General features: G+C 47.1%; 14 protein-coding genes. 2 read left to right on the top strand and 12 right to left on the bottom strand.

What is annotated here, in order from left to right; genetic code table 11:
- Positions 1 to 28: 28 nt before the first annotated feature.
- Entirely contained in the window at positions 29 to 871 is an 843-nt protein-coding gene (locus tag APAR_RS00550; RefSeq protein ID WP_012808201.1) for an MBL fold metallo-hydrolase, read from the top strand.
- A gap of 259 nt (positions 872 to 1,130) precedes the next feature.
- On the opposite strand, the gene APAR_RS00545 is transcribed toward APAR_RS00550, so the two are convergent.
- Positions 1,131 to 1,565, bottom strand: a complete 435-nt coding sequence (locus APAR_RS00545) for an Hsp20/alpha crystallin family protein (RefSeq protein ID WP_012808200.1) — start codon at positions 1,563 to 1,565, stop codon at positions 1,131 to 1,133.
- A 275-nt stretch (positions 1,566 to 1,840) separates the two neighbouring features.
- Here APAR_RS00545 and APAR_RS07060 point away from each other — a divergent pair, with 275 nt between their 5' ends.
- On the top strand, positions 1,841 to 2,404 hold the full coding sequence (locus APAR_RS07060; protein WP_012808199.1) for a hypothetical protein: 564 nt from the start codon (positions 1,841 to 1,843) through the stop codon (positions 2,402 to 2,404).
- A gap of 153 nt (positions 2,405 to 2,557) precedes the next feature.
- Here APAR_RS07060 and APAR_RS00535 read toward each other — a convergent pair whose 3' ends face one another.
- The 11 genes from APAR_RS00535 to APAR_RS00485 all read right to left on the bottom strand — a co-directional run bounded on the left by APAR_RS00535 (position 2,558) and on the right by APAR_RS00485 (position 18,847).
- Positions 2,558 to 7,903, bottom strand: a complete 5,346-nt coding sequence (locus APAR_RS00535; RefSeq protein ID WP_012808198.1) for a discoidin domain-containing protein — start codon at positions 7,901 to 7,903, stop codon at positions 2,558 to 2,560.
- Positions 7,904 to 8,223: 320 nt separating this feature from the next.
- Positions 8,224 to 8,463 (bottom strand): hypothetical protein, encoded by a 240-nt coding sequence (locus tag APAR_RS00530; protein ID WP_012808197.1) that lies wholly within the window; start codon positions 8,461 to 8,463, stop codon positions 8,224 to 8,226.
- Positions 8,464 to 8,475: 12 nt separating this feature from the next.
- Positions 8,476 to 11,058: an ATP-dependent chaperone ClpB gene (clpB, locus tag APAR_RS00525; RefSeq protein WP_012808196.1), complete on the bottom strand. Its 2,583-nt coding sequence runs from the start codon at positions 11,056 to 11,058 to the stop codon at positions 8,476 to 8,478.
- A 192-nt stretch (positions 11,059 to 11,250) separates the two neighbouring features.
- Positions 11,251 to 11,697 carry a PIN domain-containing protein gene (locus APAR_RS00520; protein WP_012808195.1) on the bottom strand — a complete coding sequence of 149 codons (447 nt, stop codon included), beginning with the start codon at positions 11,695 to 11,697 and terminating at the stop codon, positions 11,251 to 11,253.
- On the bottom strand, positions 11,681 to 12,022 hold the full coding sequence (locus tag APAR_RS00515) for a hypothetical protein (RefSeq protein WP_012808194.1): 342 nt from the start codon (positions 12,020 to 12,022) through the stop codon (positions 11,681 to 11,683). The genes APAR_RS00520 and APAR_RS00515 overlap by 17 nt, the downstream gene beginning before the upstream one ends.
- A gap of 165 nt (positions 12,023 to 12,187) precedes the next feature.
- Positions 12,188 to 12,661, bottom strand: a complete 474-nt coding sequence (locus tag APAR_RS00510) for a heat shock protein transcriptional repressor HspR (protein WP_012808193.1) — start codon at positions 12,659 to 12,661, stop codon at positions 12,188 to 12,190.
- Positions 12,661 to 13,593, bottom strand: coding sequence for a DnaJ C-terminal domain-containing protein (locus tag APAR_RS00505; RefSeq protein ID WP_012808192.1), 933 nt, complete (start codon positions 13,591 to 13,593; stop codon positions 12,661 to 12,663). Before APAR_RS00505 ends, APAR_RS00510 begins: the two co-directional genes overlap by 1 nt.
- A 32-nt stretch (positions 13,594 to 13,625) precedes the next feature.
- Positions 13,626 to 14,480 carry a nucleotide exchange factor GrpE gene (gene grpE / locus APAR_RS00500; protein ID WP_049754769.1) on the bottom strand — a complete coding sequence of 285 codons (855 nt, stop codon included), beginning with the start codon at positions 14,478 to 14,480 and terminating at the stop codon, positions 13,626 to 13,628.
- Between the two features lie 118 nt (positions 14,481 to 14,598).
- The gene (gene dnaK / locus APAR_RS00495) at positions 14,599 to 16,503 is read right to left on the bottom strand and encodes a molecular chaperone DnaK (RefSeq protein ID WP_012808190.1); all 1,905 of its coding nucleotides are present in this window, start codon (positions 16,501 to 16,503) and stop codon (positions 14,599 to 14,601) included.
- A gap of 215 nt (positions 16,504 to 16,718) precedes the next feature.
- Positions 16,719 to 18,137: a hypothetical protein gene (locus APAR_RS00490; RefSeq protein ID WP_012808189.1), complete on the bottom strand. Its 1,419-nt coding sequence runs from the start codon at positions 18,135 to 18,137 to the stop codon at positions 16,719 to 16,721.
- A gap of 41 nt (positions 18,138 to 18,178) precedes the next feature.
- Complete coding sequence (locus tag APAR_RS00485; RefSeq protein WP_012808188.1) at positions 18,179 to 18,847, bottom strand: transaldolase family protein; 669 nt, start codon at positions 18,845 to 18,847, stop codon at positions 18,179 to 18,181.
- Positions 18,848 to 18,886: the final 39 nt, after the last annotated feature.

Raw genomic sequence — 18,886 nt, 5'->3', positions numbered from 1 at the left:
CCGAAAGTTACTCAGCAGAAAGAAATTCATGAATCCCACGTTTCACTTACATATTCTTGCCAGTGGATCAAAGGGCAACTGTACCCTACTAGAAACGCCTGATGGTCTTATTATGATTGATTGTGGAATCTCAAGAAAAGAGATTCTACGTCGATCTAAAGAGCTAAACGTTAATCTCTCTACGATCGTGGCCATCTTTATTACGCACGAGCATACTGACCACGTCGTGGGTCTTCCGGTAGTCAGTAAAACTTTTGATGTTCCGGTATTTGCTACAACGGGAACTGCCGCTGCGCTTACAGGGAGAAAGTCTTGCCAGAACGTCACGTTTACCCTTATTGACCAGGCAGGTTCTGTCCATATTGATGCCGCACCAGACATTGAAATAAATACGTTTCCAACGTCGCACGATGTTTGTGAGCCTATGGGCATGCGCTTTGATTTTCTCGCTGGTCCCGATAGGCGCATTGTGGACTCTGTGGGTTACTGCACCGATACGGGCATCCTTACGCCAGAGGCTCTCGAGTGTCTCTCTGACGTGCGTATTCTTGCTATTGAGTCCAATCATAACGAGCATATGCTGCTCACGGGCCCTTATCCGTATATGCTCAAACAGCGTGTCCATGGAGACTCCGGCCACATATCAAACGAGTACACCGCACAGGCATTATCGCAGCTTGTAGGTCCAAATACACGTTGCGTTGTTGGTATGCATCTCTCTCACGAGAATAACCGTCCAAGTGTCGCCGTTAAAACGCTTGCTGAGGCGATTGGTGCAAAGCCGCTTAACGAAGCGTTCACTGAGGCGCAAACTCCTGACGGCTCTCTTACCGTCTGTGTAGCCAGCCAAGATTGGCCAATGTCACTCTAAGCCCAGCGCCAACCTTGCAAGTCGCACGCCAACTCTGCAAGTCGCGCGTCCCTGGCTCCGCGCCAACAAAAAAGCGAGAAAACCTTAGAATTCCAAGATTTTCTCGCTATGCGAGGTGCCTGTAATCGGGCGTGAACAGGCACGTCTAGCTGTATGCCTGACTGCAGCTATACGTGCCTGACAGGTCAACTACCAGGCACCTTACTGTCTAAGTAATTGGCCGACTGACTGCCAAAGCCGCCTTCCAACTGTCTCTGTTTTAGTCAATAGCAATCTTTGTAACGCTAGCTTGCTGATCCTGCTTTGGAACAGTGACGGTCAAAATACCACCATCAAGCTTTGCAGAAAGACCTTCTCGAGCTGCATCCTTCAGATATACACCACGAGTTGCCTGCCACTCAGAAGACTCTTTGTGCAGGTAATTCTTGGTCTTCTCCTCCTCAGACTCCTTGCGAGTAGCGGTGATTGAAAGCCTTCCCTCGTTAAGCTCAACGTCAATATCCTCTTTAGAAACACCGGGAAGCTCAGCTGTTACCACGTAAGACTGACCTGCGTCTTCAACGTTCATAACAAATGCATCGGACGAGACAGAAGACAATGCGGAATAAGGCGCATCAAAGAAAGAATCAATTGCCCCAAATGGCCACGTGCTCAGATTCCTTGCAATACGATCATAGGGAACTACATTCTTCATAGTAACCACTCCTTTACTGGTAGATGCCTTTATTGGCACTTCGTTATTCACTACTTGTTGTACCCCGTTGGCGTAAATTTATACAAGATTTTATAAAATTTCTAAGTCTCTATGACTAAGATTGTCCTGCCCTTATATACCTTTTGAATATACATAGGTTGACGCCGATTTACGTAACCATTTAATATCCAACAAGCAAAACTGTGCAAGATTACACGAGCTGCGGTATCATGTTTTATATCAATGTTTAGCGAGACTACGACAAAAGGATCATCGTGGACACCTCGAACAACTTTGAAAACAACGTTTCGCCTGCAGATCAGAGTCCACATTCTGATACTCAGCAGGAGTTTGAATACGCTGAATCTCTCGAGCAGGAAGCTCAACCAGCCAATGAAGCCAAGCTTCACGCAACTGGTACGCAGAACTTCTCGTCGCCTGAGGCTTCTGAGTACAAAGACGAAGACGCTGCAAAGCAGCCGTACGTTCGCCACCACCGTCCTCATAAAACGGTAGAACCTATCAGCGACTTTACGCTTCCGGGCGAGAAACTCGAGATTCCAGAGAACCAGGCCGCTGGTTTTGAGTCAAGCAAGGGTGCTTACGCGAAGAAGGGTTGGCGCAAGCCAAAGAACGAGATTGCCCACCTTCGCAAGGATATCCACTACGGACAATACCTGCAGGTTCCTAAGGGTCAGCGCGATATCTTTGTCAGAAAAGAGCGTCGTTCAAATGCAGGCTCACTGATTGCTGCCATTATCGTTTTGGCAATCATCGCTGCCGTAGTCTATTTCCTCTGGACCTGGATGTCTGCTAACTGGGGCATCGCAATAAGATAAGGCACAAAAGCGTACGTTTATTTTTTATCCAACCAACAACCAACAGTACGTAAAAGGAACCTAACATTATGCTAGGTTCCTTTTTTATTGTATCTATAAATACACCTGGTAGACATCACCATGTAACGGCATGGCAACGTTGCTGATAAAAACCTAATGCCTGCGCCTACGTACCCAATATCCCCCGCCAGCGCACGTAATACCTATAGTAAGCAATCCGCATGCTGCAACTAACGTAACTGGGTCACCCATACCAGGAAGTGCAGAAGTGCGCTTCTTCTTAGAAGAATTTCCCTGGTCAGTATTGCTATTAACATTGTTGGCACCATTGTCAGCGCTCTGATTGCCATCTGGATTGGATGGATCTGTTGGATTGGCGGGGTTAGAAGGATCTGCTGGATTCGTTGGGTTTGTTGGATCCGATGGGTTAGTCGGATTTGTTGGATCTGTTGGATTGGCAGGGTTTGTTGCTTGTGTAACAGTAACCTCAAACGTAGCAGACTTACCCTGATAGGTCACCGTAATCTCATGTGTACCAGCAGTATCAAACGCAGCCTCTGCTGAAGGATCAAACGTAAAGTCATCCTTGTTATCTTCGCTATATGTTACCTCCTGCGACGTTCCGTTACTCATGGCAAGCGTCAACTTGAGCCCTGACGGATCAAGCTTCTCACCTACAGTGTACGCAGTCTTAGTAGGAGTTGAAGCAACCGATACACTATCAACCACCACCTGTGTAAGAGCAACCGTAAACGGTGTAGGCGCAGTTGTGCCGGCATACGAATCAATTCCCCGAGCACGTACTGTTGCGGTTCCCTCAGATGTATTGTTCTCGTACTCAAGAACGTAATCAATGCCATATCTCAGCTCAGTCTCATCGGTAACTGAACGCCTTGTGCGTCGAGATTCTCCACTTTTTGTTGATGGGACATACACATGCACGTCAGACGGATTAAACATCGCAGGGTTAGACTCACTCACAGAATCAACTGTCAGGGTACTAGGTGCTTCTATACGTGCATGAGAAATATCAGTTGTTTCCTTTGTAGTACGCAGGCGAATCTCTGCTGCACTCATGAATTTATCGTTACGTCCACCATCTGCATACGTATGGACACCAGTTAGACGGAAATACTTAGCCGTAACTGGTTGATTAAACTTGACTATTTTCCAGTCAGGAGTGTAATCAGGGCTGGTAGGAGAAGTCCATGTAGCACGCCCCGCCTCATGCCAAGTAACACCATCGTCACTGTACTCAACCAACGCTTCAGTAACAGTTCCATTTGCTGGGCTATTAGGACGAGGTAGATATCTCAGCGCCTCAATAGTTGTTGGCTCATCAAGTTCCATCTGAACCCAGTGGTCATCGGTTGAACTTGGTGCCCAAGTGGAGTGCCAATATGTACTAGGATTACCGTCAAACGCCAGCAAAACCTTGCCTTCATTTGGACTTACGTATCTATCCTCAACTTCACTACCTGCCGAGACAAGCATCTTATCTACCGGGTAATCTTGAGCATCACTATCGCCAGTAATTGGCTGATCAACTCCCAGATTAACAGTAAACGTACTCCTAGAAGTATGATCCTCAGATTCAAGGAGCATCTTAACTTTATTTTGATAAGGAGGCAGTACAGTCAGTGCAGCGTTATCTTTTGTCTGCGCCTCTACGTTAGTGAGAAGAGCTGGTGTGTTGTACTCCCCTGCTGCTAGAGCATCTTCACTTACCTGTTTTCCATTTACAGAAAGCGAATCAAATGAAGCCGTATTATTTGTAGTAAATGACCCAACAGCACTGAAGAGCTCAACTTCAGTAATACCTGTACACGGCTTTCTTCCAGCAAGAACCTCATCAGAGTTGGTAATGGTAAAACGCACATACGTAGCGGTTACCGGAGCAAAATTATACGTGTAAGGAGTTACACGACCTTGTGCTTGTCCAACTGTTTCTTGTGCGTCAACCCTAGTCCAATCCTCGCCATTCTCAGAAACCTCGATGATAGTTGATCCTGGCTTAGGCAACCTTGCGGAGTAAGAGTCTACAAAGAAGTGAACGCGAGCCTGACCAATTCTCTGCTGAGTTGCGTAGCGGAACGTAATGGACGCAGTTTGGTTTCCTGCCTGTGCGTTCTTGTACGTTGTCCAACAAGTTGGATTAGCTCCACCGCCTTGATTGGCTGCAACTGAAGTAGAGCCGTCAGTAATAGCAGAAAGTGTGTCACTCTGTTTGTCTTCAGGAATATCCTGCGAGACTGATGCAACAGGAGCAACATTCTCACCCAACGTTACAGTCTCTCGCTGCACACGCACAGTTGCTGTGACGGACATATCACGGCCAAAAACGTTTGCGGTACCAGTGACAGTAACTGTTCCCTCCTGGTTATAGGAGCCCTCGGGAACAGCATTCCAAGTTACTGGGAAATTAGCCCGTAAAACGGTGCCGTCCGCCTGAACTGCTGGTCGTGCATCAGGAAGAATAGGGTTTTGACCAACTGGTGTTGTTGTCGAGTAGTTCATAAGAGCGGCAATATTGTCTAATACCGTCACCGTTACGGTAGCTCGAACACCTGCAACTGTTCCAGAAACAGTAAAGGTACCTGCAGAGTTGAGTTTCTCGGCATCATATAAATCCCAAACAACAGGCTCATCCGAAGCTGTTCCGTCAGTATATCGAGCCTGAATTGTTTTAGGTAATGTCAGTGAAGAGCCTGTTTTAACGTAGTAATAACGAGAATAGAACAGACTTCCAACTGTCTTCTGAGGAGTATCATCGCTTGTATTTGCAGGAGTAACTGGAATGGTAACCTCTGTTGGCTCTAAGCCGTCAGCAGAAACACGTACGGTAACCTCACCCGCTTTTGTTCCCGCCTGAACAATTCCCACAACCTGTCCCGAGAACGCGTCTCGGTTAGCGTCGCGATATGACTGATGATCGGGCGCGCTGCCGTTATCAATTCCTGCTAATTTGCCAGATCCAAAAACATCAAACGTTACCTTATTGTTAGCGTTTGGAACACGATTGCCATTCTCGTCAACAACATCTACGGTCAAATATGTCAAATCGGTACCGTTTGCGCTCATAGAAGAGCGGTTTGCTGATACTGAAAGTTTCTTTGGTTGACCTGCGGTAGTTAGACTCTGACGGCCATCCCAGCTCGAAGTATCAATAACATTGCCTGCTTCATCGTATGCTTCGGCGGTGATAGTGCCGTCAGCATACGGAACTTGCCAGGTCAGATATAGATTTCTGAACTCGTCAGTACTCTTATCGGCCCCTTCATAAATCTGATACGTAAAACCATTAGTTGGTGTTGTTTTTGTTGTAAATGTCTTGAGACCTAAATCTTGCTTCTCTGTTGAGCCAGCAGGAGTGAAATAAAGCCTGACAGCGTGAGCATCGGTATAAACCGATATGTCAACAGTGCCATCACGGTTTTTCTTTACAGCATCACCATTCCATGCAGGAAGTAAGTGCAATGTGTGAACAGCATCATTCCACTGGCTCTGATAGAAATAATACGAATCTTTTGGCAAACCAGCAGTATCAATGATGCCAAAATAAGAATTCTTTGGAGATGGCCATCTACCTTTTGCGCCAGGATCAACTCCGTTCCAAGGAGTTGGCTCACCCAGATAATCAAAGCCAGTCCAAACAAATTCTCCAGCAACAAAATCACGTGTCAGTACGTCATACCATGCTTGGGAAGCATAATGACCCCAATTAACACGAGAATAATCGTATGCAGTAAGCTGCTGAGAAGAGTTGTCTCTACTATGAGTACTGTAAATACCACGACTATTAATTGACGAAGCTGTTTCAGAGCCAATAAGTTTCCAATCTGGATGTTGGCTGTGAATACTATCGTACGTAGAACCACCAGCGTAGTTCATGCCAACAATACCGCCAGCATCAGAAATTCCCTGAGGATTTAGCTCATTTGATCCACGCTTAAGTCGGTTATCTCCTGTAGTAACAGGGCGAGTTGGATCAACAGCCTGTGTCCAGGCAATTAGACTATTTTGGACCTGAGCTAAACCATAAATACCATAGGTACCCTCAGTCATCTCATTACCAAGCGACCACATCACAATGGATGGCGCATTGTAATCACGTGCAACACTGGCCTCAATATCAAACTGTGCCCACGTCTTGTTTGCGTCGCCACCAATAAGCTCAGATTCCCCCATCACCGTTGAGAAAAACCTTGCGTAATCCTTGCTATTACCGTTCTTTGCGGCAGTCCAACCGTCAAAGAACTCATAGTCTAATAAGACACCTTGCTCGTTACATGCCTCAATAAGCTCGCGAGAGGGTGTGTTATGAGAAGTACGAATGGCATTGGCGCCCATATTCTTAAGAATCTGTACCTGTCTCCTAACTGCATCGGCAGTAGATACAGAGCCAAGTGCGCCCTGGTCATGGTGCATACAAACACCTTTTATCTTGACAGGCATACCGTTCAGTAAGAAGCCCTTCTCGGCATCAAAGCTAAAATAACGATATCCAAAGGTTGTGTCATAGGTATCAACAACGTTTCCGTCTACCTTTACTTCAGTGCGTACGGTATAGAGATTGGGGTTATCAATATCCCAAAGCGCTGGTGAAGATGAAGTAATCGCAGAAGCGTTAAACGTATCAGTTGTGTTTGCATTGATACTACGCTCTGTGGTAACGGATGCAATAGCCTGCTGGGGAGAAGTTCCGCGAGCAAAGACAGTCTGTACTACCTGTACATTTACAGGTGAATCAGATGAATTTGTTACTGAAGTGGTCAATTGAGTGGTAACGCTTCCGCCAACCTCAGATGCAAGATTTGGAGCAGTTGCTTTTACACCATCTTTTGAAACATGAACAGGATTTGTCACCACAAGATCAACGTCACGGCCAATACCAGCGCCCGAATACCAACGACTACTTGGTGTTTGTGCGTTTACACGAACGGTAATGACGTTTTGCTCGCCAGGTTTAATGTATGGCGTGATATCAAAAGCAAACGGCGTGTAACCATACGGATGAGTACCCAACATATGGCCATTGACCCACACAGTTGAATCCATGTAGACGCCATCAAAATCTAAACGAAAACGCTTTCCTTGAAGATTGGAAGCAACTTCAAAAGTCTTTCTATACCAACCCTCTCCACCAGGTTTATAGGCGCTTTCTGCCTCTCCGGACTGAGAATAGGGCTGATCTATGCTGTAGTCGTGAGGAAGATTAACTGATTCCCAAGAAGAGTCATCGTACGTTGTGTTTTCTGCACCTGATGCATCACCAAGTTTGAACTTCCAGTTTGAATTGAAGTTCTGCACACGATTCGTGGTGTCATTAATAATGTTAACGTTAACATTTTCAGGCGCAGAATTCATTTGCGTTGTTGATTGAGACCTCACCTCAGCAGGTTGCTCTTCTGCATACGTGGGTTGAGCTATATAAAACACACCTAACACAAAAGCTAATGCCGCACATATTGCAGATACTTTGCGCAAACGACTTGTCATGTCTCCCCCAAAGATTGTGGCTAACCTACACACATATACACTTTGCTCAAATCATAAAGGGAAATGACAACGTTCATTACGCCCAACGCAACTTTTCAAAAAGATACCGGTGAACGGTCAAAAAATACCGTCTACGCCTAAATTATGTGCTTCATCAACCTAAACACATACTTCAAAACGGGCTACAAGGACACTCATAAAGTAAATAGATACAAAAAATCCGCTGATGCATTTGCATCAGCGGTTTTTTAATTTAGTTAAGACACATACATGTGTTACAAAAACAACACCCGACACTGTTATGTATCAAAGACCTACACTTAACTCCACGGATCTCTCTCAAAAAGTGGCTCACTCACAGGTCGACGGTCAGAATATGGATCATATCCATCATCATCTTCATTCTGGGCACGAGCAAACTCCGGGTCTACCTCCTGCTTTTTCTTCAAGTCAGCGTTCTTAGACTTTGGTGCTTTCTTCAGACTCACATCATTTTCTGGTGCTGTATCTTTTGACACAGCACCAGTTGATGTTACCGTTGCAGTAGGTTTCTTATCCACGCCTATTCTCACTTACTTCTTACGAGCAACCAAATTGCCGTTCTCGTCAGTATCAATCAGAACAGTATCGCCCTCAGACAGCTCACCTGCAATAATCAAGTTTGCTACCTGGTCAACAACGCGACGCTGAATCAGTCGCTTCAAAGGACGAGCACCATAAACAGGATCCAGACCATCAAGAGCCAGTGACTGCTTTGCAGCCTCAGAAAGCTCCAGCGTCATGCGCTCGTTAGCAAGTCTACTACGAACATCCTTGAGCTGAATATCAACGATGCGCTCAATATCTTCAAGACCCAAAGGCTGGAAGACAACCACGTCGTCGATACGGTTCAAGAACTCAGGGCGGAAGGAGCTACGTAGCGCCTCCATAACTTGCTTTCTGGACTCTTCAGTAAGACCCTCTTCGCCAGCACCGGCAATGAACTGCGAACCAACATTACTGGTCATGATAATGATGGTGTTCTTGAAGCTGACTACCCTACCTTGACCGTCCGTTAGTCGACCATCGTCCAGTACCTGCAGCAAGATGTTGAAGACATCAGGATGGGCCTTCTCCATCTCGTCCAGCAAGATGACGGAGTATGGATGCCTACGAACTGCCTCGGTGAGCTGGCCACCCTCGTCATAACCCACGTATCCTGGAGGTGCGCCAATGAGTCGCTGGACCGAGAACTTCTCCATGTACTCAGACATATCAATGCGGATCAGCGAGCGCTCGTCGTCAAACAGCAGCTCTGCCAGCGCCTTTGCCAGCTCGGTCTTGCCCACACCGGTTGGGCCCAGGAAGAAGAAGCTGCCCAGAGGCTTGTTTGGATCTGCCAGACCCGCGCGAGAACGACGGACCGCTGCAGCAACTGCGGAAACAGCATCGTCCTGACCAATAACGCGCAGGTGAAGCTGGTCCTCAAGGTTCTTGAGCTTGTCCATCTCGCCCTGCATCATCTTGGACACAGGCACGCCGGTCCACGAAGAAACTACCTCGGCAATCTCGTCCGTGGTGACCTCTTCCTTGAGGATTCCGCCGTCTTCCTGCTTGGCGAGAAGGGCCTTTTCTGCCTCATCGTATTTACGTTCAAGCTCTGGAATAGTGCTGTAACGAAGCTCAGATGCCTGCGCTAAATTACCCTCGCGAGTCACACGCTCCATCTGCGTCTTTGCTTCCTCAATCTGGGATTTCAAGTCCTGTACCAGGTCAATTGCGCCGCGCTCGTTCTGCCAGTTGGCCTTCATGCCATCCAGCTTCTCCTGCGTCGTAGCAATCTCTGCGCGAAGGTTCTCCAGGCGCTCCTTGGAAGCAGCGTCCTCCTCCTTCATCAGAGCCTGCTCCTCAATCTGCATCTGAGTAAGCTGACGATCAACCGCATCAATCTCTGCTGGCATAGAATCAAGCTCCATGCGAAGTCTTGACGCTGCCTCATCTACCAAGTCAATCGCCTTATCTGGCAAGAATCGGTCAGAAATGTAGCGGTTAGAAAGGTCTGCTGCTGCAACCAAAGCGGAGTCCGTAATACGGACGCGGTGGTGCTGCTCGTACTTCTCCTTAAGGCCACGCAAGATAGAAATGGTATCTTCAACAGTAGGCTCAGAGACAAGTACGGTCTGGAAACGACGTGCAAGAGCAGCGTCCTTCTCGATGTACTTGCGGTATTCATCCAGCGTAGTGGCACCAATTGCACGGAGCTCTCCACGGGCAAGTGCTGGCTTCAAGATGTTGCCAGCGTCCATGGAGCCCTCGGAAGCACCAGCGCCTACGATGGTGTGGAGCTCGTCAATGAAGAGAATAATCTGGCCGTTAGACTTGGCCACCTCTTTTACCACGCTCTTCAGGCGGTCCTCAAACTCACCACGGTACTTTGCACCCGCTACCAGGGCAGACATGTCAAGCTCAACAAGCTCTTTATCGCGCAGGGTACTTGGAACGTCGCCAGAAACAATGCGTTCTGCCAGGCCTTCCACGATTGCGGTCTTACCAACACCAGGCTCGCCAATGAGAACAGGATTGTTCTTGGTGCGGCGGCTCAGAACCTGAATGGTGCGACGAATTTCTTCGACGCGGCCAATAACTGGATCAAGCTTTCCCTGACGAGCAAGATCGGTCACATTGCGACCATACTGCTCCAACGCCTCAAACTGTGGCTTTGCATCCTGCGAGGTTACACGCTCATCACCGCGAAGATCGTTGTACACCTCTTCTACACGCTTGGCTGTAATGCCGGCGTCGCGAAGAATCCTACCTGCGTCAGTGTTATCGTTTGCTAACGCTGTGAGCAAATGCTCAGAGGTAACGTAAGAATCTCCCAGCTTGGTGGCAAGCTTCTCGGCCTCGTTAATAACCTTGAGAAGGTCGTTGCCAATGCCAATCTGTGCTCCACTTACCTTTGGAGCCTTGGAGATTGCCTGGTCTACCTGCGTAGCAATGCTGTCAGGATCTGCGCCAATCTTCTCCAAAATAGAACGCAGGTTGCGCTCGTTGCTGTCCAACAACGCCTTGAGCAGGTGCGTTGGTGTAACCTCAGAAGCCTCTGCGTCGCCAGCAATACCAAGAGCTGCCTGCAGTGCTTCCTGGGCGGTTACAGCCCATTTATCTAGTCTCATATAATCACCCTCCTACCCCAAACAAAAATCGTGCCGGGGACTGAATCTTCATCGGATTCTATATACCCCCAAGCACGACTTTTAATACATATCTAAGTGTGTTTGTAGCAGATTTTCTTATTTTACTGTACTGAACTTTTTCGCAGCAAAATACTGAGCTTTTTCGCAGCTCTATTCCAAGTCTTAATGCTTTTAAAATTCAACCTCTTCATAGACAAGATTTTGCTCAGCTTCCATTGTCGAGAAAAACTCACCAGGTGTAAGCACTGGTATATCCGAGCGAGTAAAATCTGCCACATTTCTTGTGACGATATAGTCTGCCTTTATCTTTTTAGCCGCTCGCCAAATAAGACAGTCCTCAAAATCTTTCCACTGCTCATCAAGCGCATACGAAATGTCTGCACCATCAATAGAACATACGTTAAGCAGCGGAAATACCTCTTTTAGAATTTTTTGCATGCGATCAGAGCCATGAGCCTTAGCGCCAACATAGTAGAGATCTGTGTATGACTGAGCTGCTATCCACAGCTCAGCGTCCTTAAACTGCTTCATTATAAAAAGTTTTTTAGCGTCGGCAACAAACTGCTCTCTGCACAAAAAGACGTCCAGCAAAACGTTAGCGTCAATCAAGAGCTTCATAGTCTTTCGACCTCCACTCACTAATTGCCTCTTTGTAGGAGCTGTCTCCCAAATCATTCCAAAACGACGCCGGTGCAGGAACTGAAATCTTTCCAAAGAGTGCCGAGAGCTGCTCTTTGTCCTTCTCGCTCAATTGGCGAGAAGATCCCTTAGCAGACGATTCCAACGAAGCGCCTTCATGAGCATCAGGAAGCTTGCCTGTTACAAGCACATATTCAAAAGCAGCATTAATCAGTTTGGTGGTGTTTGACCCAAGCGATTCAAGAACCTCAGAAACCTGATTTTTTACTTCAACAGGAACGCGAGCAGTTACAATACTGTCCATAGCCCCTCCTTTACCTATTTATATCATTGTATTCACGTATTACAACTAGGTCAAGAAGAGACTAAAAGGATTCTGTCTAGATAAACACACCAATAAAAAAACCAACTCCCCACGTTTATTCACGGAGAGTTGGTCATCTTACTAGTAACAATTTTCCTCGTCATCTTACGATTCTTTTGACTCTGCCGAATTATCTTCAGCAGCATTAGCGTCAGAAGGAGCGGAGCTTGGCATACCAAGCAGGCGCTGCATCACCATCTCTGGATTTGTCTCGCTGTAACGAACAAGCGAGGTGATGCGCTCGCGCATATGGTACTCGTGGAGCTCATCCTCAAGCACGCGGATGCGTTCACGCAACTCATCAATAAGATCGTCTTTCTCGAGAGCTCGTTCACGCATATCCAAAATACGTACAACGCCGGCAAGATTGATACCCTCGTCTGTCAGCTTTGAGACAAGATTGAGGCGGTCGATGTCTGCGCGAGAATACAAGCGCGTGTTGCCCCTGGAACGGCCGGGGTTAATCAGGCCCTTCTGCTCATACACGCGAAGCGTCTGCGGATGCATGCCCGTGAGCTCGGCCGCAACACTAATCATGTAAAGCGGCTTATTACGACCGTCGTCCTTCTTTCGAGCCATTACCGCTCCTCTCGGTAGCTGCGCTCGTCGGCATCAAGCAGCGCCTGAAGAGCGTCTCGCTCCTTCTTGGAAAGTTTTGTTGGGACCTTAACGTCCACCGAAACATACAGCGCGCCTCGAGTTGTAGGATTCTTTACGCGAGGAGCACCCAAGCTCTTGAACCTAAACGTCTTTCCGCTCTGCGTACCTGTGGGGACCTTGAGTCGCACCGTAGTTCCATCAGGCGTTGGCACGTCAACCGAAGTACCCAAAGCCGCCTCGTAGATGCTCACTGGCAGCTTCATGCGCACGTCAGCACCATCTCGCGAGAAGACCGGATGAGCTGCAACGTTGATGGTAACCACAAGGTTGCCTCGTGGGCCGCCATTAACGCCGTACTCGCCTTTCTTCTTGTAACGTAGCTTCATACCGTCGTAAGCACCAGCTGGCACTTTGATAGTGAGCGATTGCTCCTCACCAGTTGAAGGCACACGGTACGTTGCCTTGCGAGAAGTTCCCTTAAACGCTTCGTCAAACGATACATTTACGGACATAGTCAGGTCGCTACCTGCAACTGGACGGTTTACTCGCCCACCAAAAATGTCGGCAAAGTCAAAACCGCCAGCTCCTGCGCCTGCACCGCCGCCAAACCCGCTAAAGAAATCGGCAAAGTTGGCGCCGTTTACGTTAGTGGTATAGGTGTAACCGCCTTGGCGACCACCAAATCCACCTCCAGGAATACCACCAAATGCGAGCATTTGGTCATACTCCTGACGTTTCTTATCATCAGAAAGCGTGTTATACGCTTCTGAGATCTCTTTGAACTTAGCTTCATCGCCGCCCCTGTCAGGGTGGTATTTAGCTGCAAGTTTTCTAAACGCTTTTTGAATATCAGACTTCGAGGCGTCGCGCTTCACGCCAAGAACGTCATAAAAAGTTTTACTACCTGCCATTCAGCACGGCCTCCTCTCTAAAACACTTTATCTTACTCAGCTGCACCGTCAGTAGCTTCTGCACTGTCCGCAGCATCAGCGTTGTCTGCGGCTACGCCGTCTGTGGCTTCTGCCTCTGCTGGACGCTTTGGACCACCATGGGTAACAACAACCATTGCAGTACGAATATCCTTGCCGCCCATGCGATAGCCCTTTTGGTACACCTGAGCGACGGTCTCATCATACGCCTCGGTGTCCTCAATCTGACTGACTGCCTGGTGTGAAAGAGGATCAAAAGCCTCACCAACAGGATTAACTACCTCAACGCCCTCTTTATTCAAGACGCCAACAAGTTTCTTGCAAATAGCGTCAACACCCTCAACAAACTGCTTAGCTGCAGGGTCAGTCAAGTTGTCTGCGTGCTCAATTGCGCGCTCCAAGTCATCAATAACAGGGAGAAGATCAACTACCAGCTTCTCTGTTGCGCGCTGGCGTTCATCAAGGCGCTCCTGAGCAGTACGGCGACGGTAGTTATCCCAATCAGCCTGCAGGCGAAGAAAGCGATCATTTGCCTCAGCTGCCTGCTGCTTCGCAGATTCAATCTGATCAGAGACCGAATTTAGCTCATTCTGCAGGCAATCACGCTCCTGAGCTGCACGCTCTGCGTCGGCAGCAATCTCTGCCTCTGCCGTCTCTTCTCCGCGACGAATTGCCTCAGCAACCATCTCTTCTTCGGTCATCGTGCGGTCTGCGCCGACTGCACCGTTGGCAGCGGACTCATTACCATCAAGCGTCTGACTTGCGGAGCCATCCCCAACAACGCCAACAGCACCTACGGTTTCATCACCGTTATTCTCGTTATCAAAGGTAGTGTCAACCTTATTCTGATCTGCTGTTGCCACTGCCATCACCTCCCTATGTGTAGAAGGCGGCCAAACGTTTCCGCCAGCCGCCTCCGAGTCATATCACATTGTCCTACCAGCTACTGCACCAAGTTACCCAAGCGCATATGCCGAGAAACTCAGATTAGTTCTGGTTCTTATCGTCGTCGACAACCTCGTAGTCTGCATCAACAACATCTGGCTCAGAAGAGTTGCTTGCTGCATCGTTGTTACCGGCGGTCTGAGCCTGAGCGTCAGCATAGACAATCTCTGCAAGCTTCTGGCCAACCTCAGTGAGTTTCTCGCCAGCCTTCTTAATTGCCTCAATATCGGAGCCATCAAGTGCAGTTCTTGCCTCAGCAACAGCCTCTTCAACAGCCTTCTTCTGATCCTTAGGGACCTTATCGCCAAGATCTTTGACGGTCTGCTCAGTGCTATACGCCAGGGAGTCTACCTGATTACGGACCTCAATCTCGTCCTTGCGCTTCTTGTCTTCCTCAGCGTGGGACTCTGCGTCCTTAACCATGCGGTCAACTTCCTCATCAGACAGAGCAGTGGAGCCAGAAATGGTAATCTCCTGGGACTTGTCAGTTGCCTTGTCCTTAGCAGTGACCTTCAGGATGCCGTTTGCGTCGATATCAAAGGTAACCTCAATCTGAGGAATACCACGCTGAGCAGCAGGAATGCCGGTAAGGTTGAACTTACCAAGGCTCTTGTTGTCAGAAGCCATCTCGCGCTCGCCCTGGAGGACGTGAATCTCAACGGAGGTCTGATTATCAGCTGCAGTGGAGTAGACCTTTGTGCTGGAAGTTGGGATAGTGGTGTTGCGGTCAATGACCTTGTCAACAACACCACCGAGGGTCTCAACGCCCAGGGACAGTGGGGTTACGTCCAGCAGCAGAATGCCGGAAACATCGCCGGTAAGAACGCCGCCCTGAACAGCTGCGCCGTCTGCAACAACCTCATCTGGGTTGACGGACATGTTAGGCTGCTTGCCGGTCATACTCTTGACCAGGTCCTGAACAGCTGGCATACGAGTGGAGCCGCCGACCAGAATGACCTCGCTGACGTCGGAGAGCTGAAGACCTGCATCCTGGAGTGCCTTGGTTACAGGAGCCTTGCAGCGGTCGAGAAGATCGCGGGTGATACGCTCAAACTCTGCACGAGTCAGGGTGTAGTCAAGGTGCTTAGGACCAGATGCATCTGCGGTAATGAATGGCAGGTTAATCTGTGCCTGCTGAGCGCTGGAGAGCTCCTTCTTGGCATTCTCTGCAGCCTCCTTGAGGCGCTGAAGTGCCATTGGATCCTTGCGGAGGTCAATGCCGTTATCGGAGTTGAACTTGTCTGCAAGCCAGTCGATAACACGCTGATCCCAGTCGTCGCCGCCCAGGTGATTATCGCCGTTGGTTGCAAGAACCTCAACAACGCCGTCTGCAAGGTCAAGCAGGGAGACGTCGAAAGTACCGCCACCAAGGTCGAAGACAAGAACCTTGTGGTCCTGGTCCTTCTTGTCCAGACCGTAAGCAAGAGCTGCTGCGGTTGGCTCGTTAACGATACGCTGAACGTTGAGGCCAGCAATCTTACCTGCGTCCTTGGTTGCCTGACGCTGTGCGTCGTTAAAGTATGCTGGGACAGTGATAACAGCGTCGGTTACAGGCTCACCAAGGTACTTCTCGGCGTCTGCCTTCATCTTTGCGAGGATCATAGCGCTGATCTGCTCTGGAGTGTAGTCAACGCCCTCAATCTCAACAACTGCACGGCCGTCAGTACCAGCCTTAACCTTGTAAGGAACCGTCTTGATCTCAGACTGGACCTCATCAAACTTGCGGCCCATAAAACGCTTGATGGAGAAGACGGTATTAATAGGGTTGGTGACAGCCTGGTTCTTTGCTGCCTTACCAACAATGCGGTCACCGTCAGTGCGGAAGCCGACAACGGAAGGAGTTGTACGGTCTCCCTCTGCGTTAACGATAATAGTTGGCTCTCCACCCTCGAGGACAGCCATAGCTGAGTTTGTAGTACCCAGGTCAATTCCAAGAATCTTACCCATTGTGAATCATCCTTTCCTATGTACGTATTCCGTTTGGCGAGAAACCCTACAGGTAGATGACCTGAAAAAGGGTACAAGCTAACCGCGAACACATACTGTGTTTCTGCTTTACGGTTTTGCTTATACCCCTATGTCTGACTTATATACATAATCTAAGTCAGTTTGTAGTAGATTTTTTCACCGACGTTTTGTAGCCGCTGAGTTTTAATGTTTAACTAAGACTTTTTTAACTCTTCGATAGCACGGTTATAAATCCACTTCATTACTGAATCATAACTTGGAGATAAATCTGGATTCAATAACTCTGGTTTTTTCTTTTCCATACCGTTTTCAGCAAACTCTTTCCAATAATTCGCAGTCTCCTTCTTCATAGAATTTAAAGCAATATTTTTGATTAATCTATCCATACTAAAAGATTCGAATACTTGATTGTTTTTAAACAAAATAGCAGAGATTTTTAAAATATCATTACCCTCCAGTACTGGAGCGAGTTCAACTATTAATCTTGCAAGATAATCTGCTTCACTATATGAACTTGATTTTTCCAATTTATCTATACAACAATCAACAAGCTTCTTTAGCTCATCGTTGTCCAAATCTCCATTTTTTGATAATTCAGTCAAATTTTTCTCATGGCTTAAAAAATAATCAGAATTAAATAACTTCTCAGATTCTTCTCGTAATTCTTGATCATACGGAAATCCATTCAGAAGCAACTCCCAAGGCTTATCGTACTCACTTTCAATTGCTTTGTTAAACTTTGCTTTGCATATAAAGTATAGATCTCGGTCTAAGTGATCCCTAAAGAAATCAAATGAAGAAAATACACCAACAAATCTATAGGAAGAGTCACCGTTGGATAATTTTTTAGATTGATTGGTGAAAACTTCTATTAAAAGATCTTTGCTAAACGTATTTATGCATTTCAATATTTGCATACACCTTTTTGCAATCAAATCTGGACTTGATATTTCAAGTCCGCACTCCGCCCATTTTTCTTTTGACGACGGACATACCGCTTCTATGGCAATTATCTTAATAAGCTGTCTTTGCGTATTCTGTGGAATTTTATCAATATACTTTGATTTGTAAAATTCAAATAAATCCTGCTCTAATGGGAAATCTTTCGATAAATCATTCATCAAAATTTGTATTATTTGATTATTTTTTGGAAGTGCGCTAAATGATAGACAGTTATCTATTACACCACTTAAAAGATATCTTACTTGCTCTTCGGTAGGCTCAAAAATATATACAGTATCATCTGTAGTTGGATGGGCGCACTTGTGTCTACACTCATGTAATTCTCTTAAAAATTTTTCCTCAGCTTCATCAATAAGTGATAAATCCTTAGCGGTCGAAATTATTCCTTTTTCTATATCTAATGCAGATTTAATCCTAGCTGAGTCGTTTTTCTCAAGTCGCATTTTATTTACTTTTGTTTGAAATTCCTCTGCAATTTTATTACCTCCTATTGATTCTATTTTTTTCATTAAATCAACATACACAGCAAGCCATGCAGTCAAAATTGCCGATCTATAAGCTTGAGCATTATAGCTAGCAACCGCCTCACAATAAATCTGTCTTACGTATACATCTTGTATTTTGCTTTGTAGTGAAAGTAAATCGCGCATTTTTCTCCAATACGTATTTATTATAAGAATTTAAAGATACTTTACTCCAGCAATGTATCCCTGCTGTAAGCCTCGCGCCATGCGACGGAAAACTCATCAACAGCAATCTTTGTGCCTGGATGATCCATCATGGTATAGACAATATCAGGTGGAAGTGTAACTGCATCGATACCTGCAGAAATAAGTGCATGAACCTGCTCAGTATTCTTAAATGATGCAGCAAGAATCTTAGAATTCAGTCCATGAGTCTCAAGCATTTGCATCAGATCAAAAACTTGGCCAATACCGTCACCATAGTTGCACATACGGTTAACGTAAGGGGCGAGGTAATCTGCGCCGTTCATAGCTGCTAGGAATGCCTCGTCAGCGGAATAAATAGCGGTTGCAAGAACACCAAGACCCTCGGACTTGAGCTGCTTAATTGCCTTGTAACCATTGCGAGTCACAGGAATCTTCACGTAGGTATTCTCGGGACGGAGGCCACAAATATAGCGAGCCTCTTCCAACATCTTCTGATAGTCAGTCGAAACAACCTGAACAAAGAATTTCTGGTCAGGAAGTAGATACTCCACAAACTCTTTGATTACCTGCTCGGGCTGCTTACCACTTCTAGTGATAATTGAAGGGTTAGTGGTAACTCCATCGATGGTCAAAAGCTCATCAAGTTGCTTAACCGCGTCGATATCAGCTGTATCCAGAATAAACTCCATGCTTGGCTTCCCTTCATCACTAGGGCATCTATGTACTAA

Origin of the sequence: Lancefieldella parvula DSM 20469 (assembly GCF_000024225.1) — a bacterium.
Taxonomy (GTDB): domain Bacteria; phylum Actinomycetota; class Coriobacteriia; order Coriobacteriales; family Atopobiaceae; genus Lancefieldella; species Lancefieldella parvula.
Note: the sequence above shows the minus strand (reverse complement) of the source record. Positions and strands in the feature narration are given on the sequence as shown.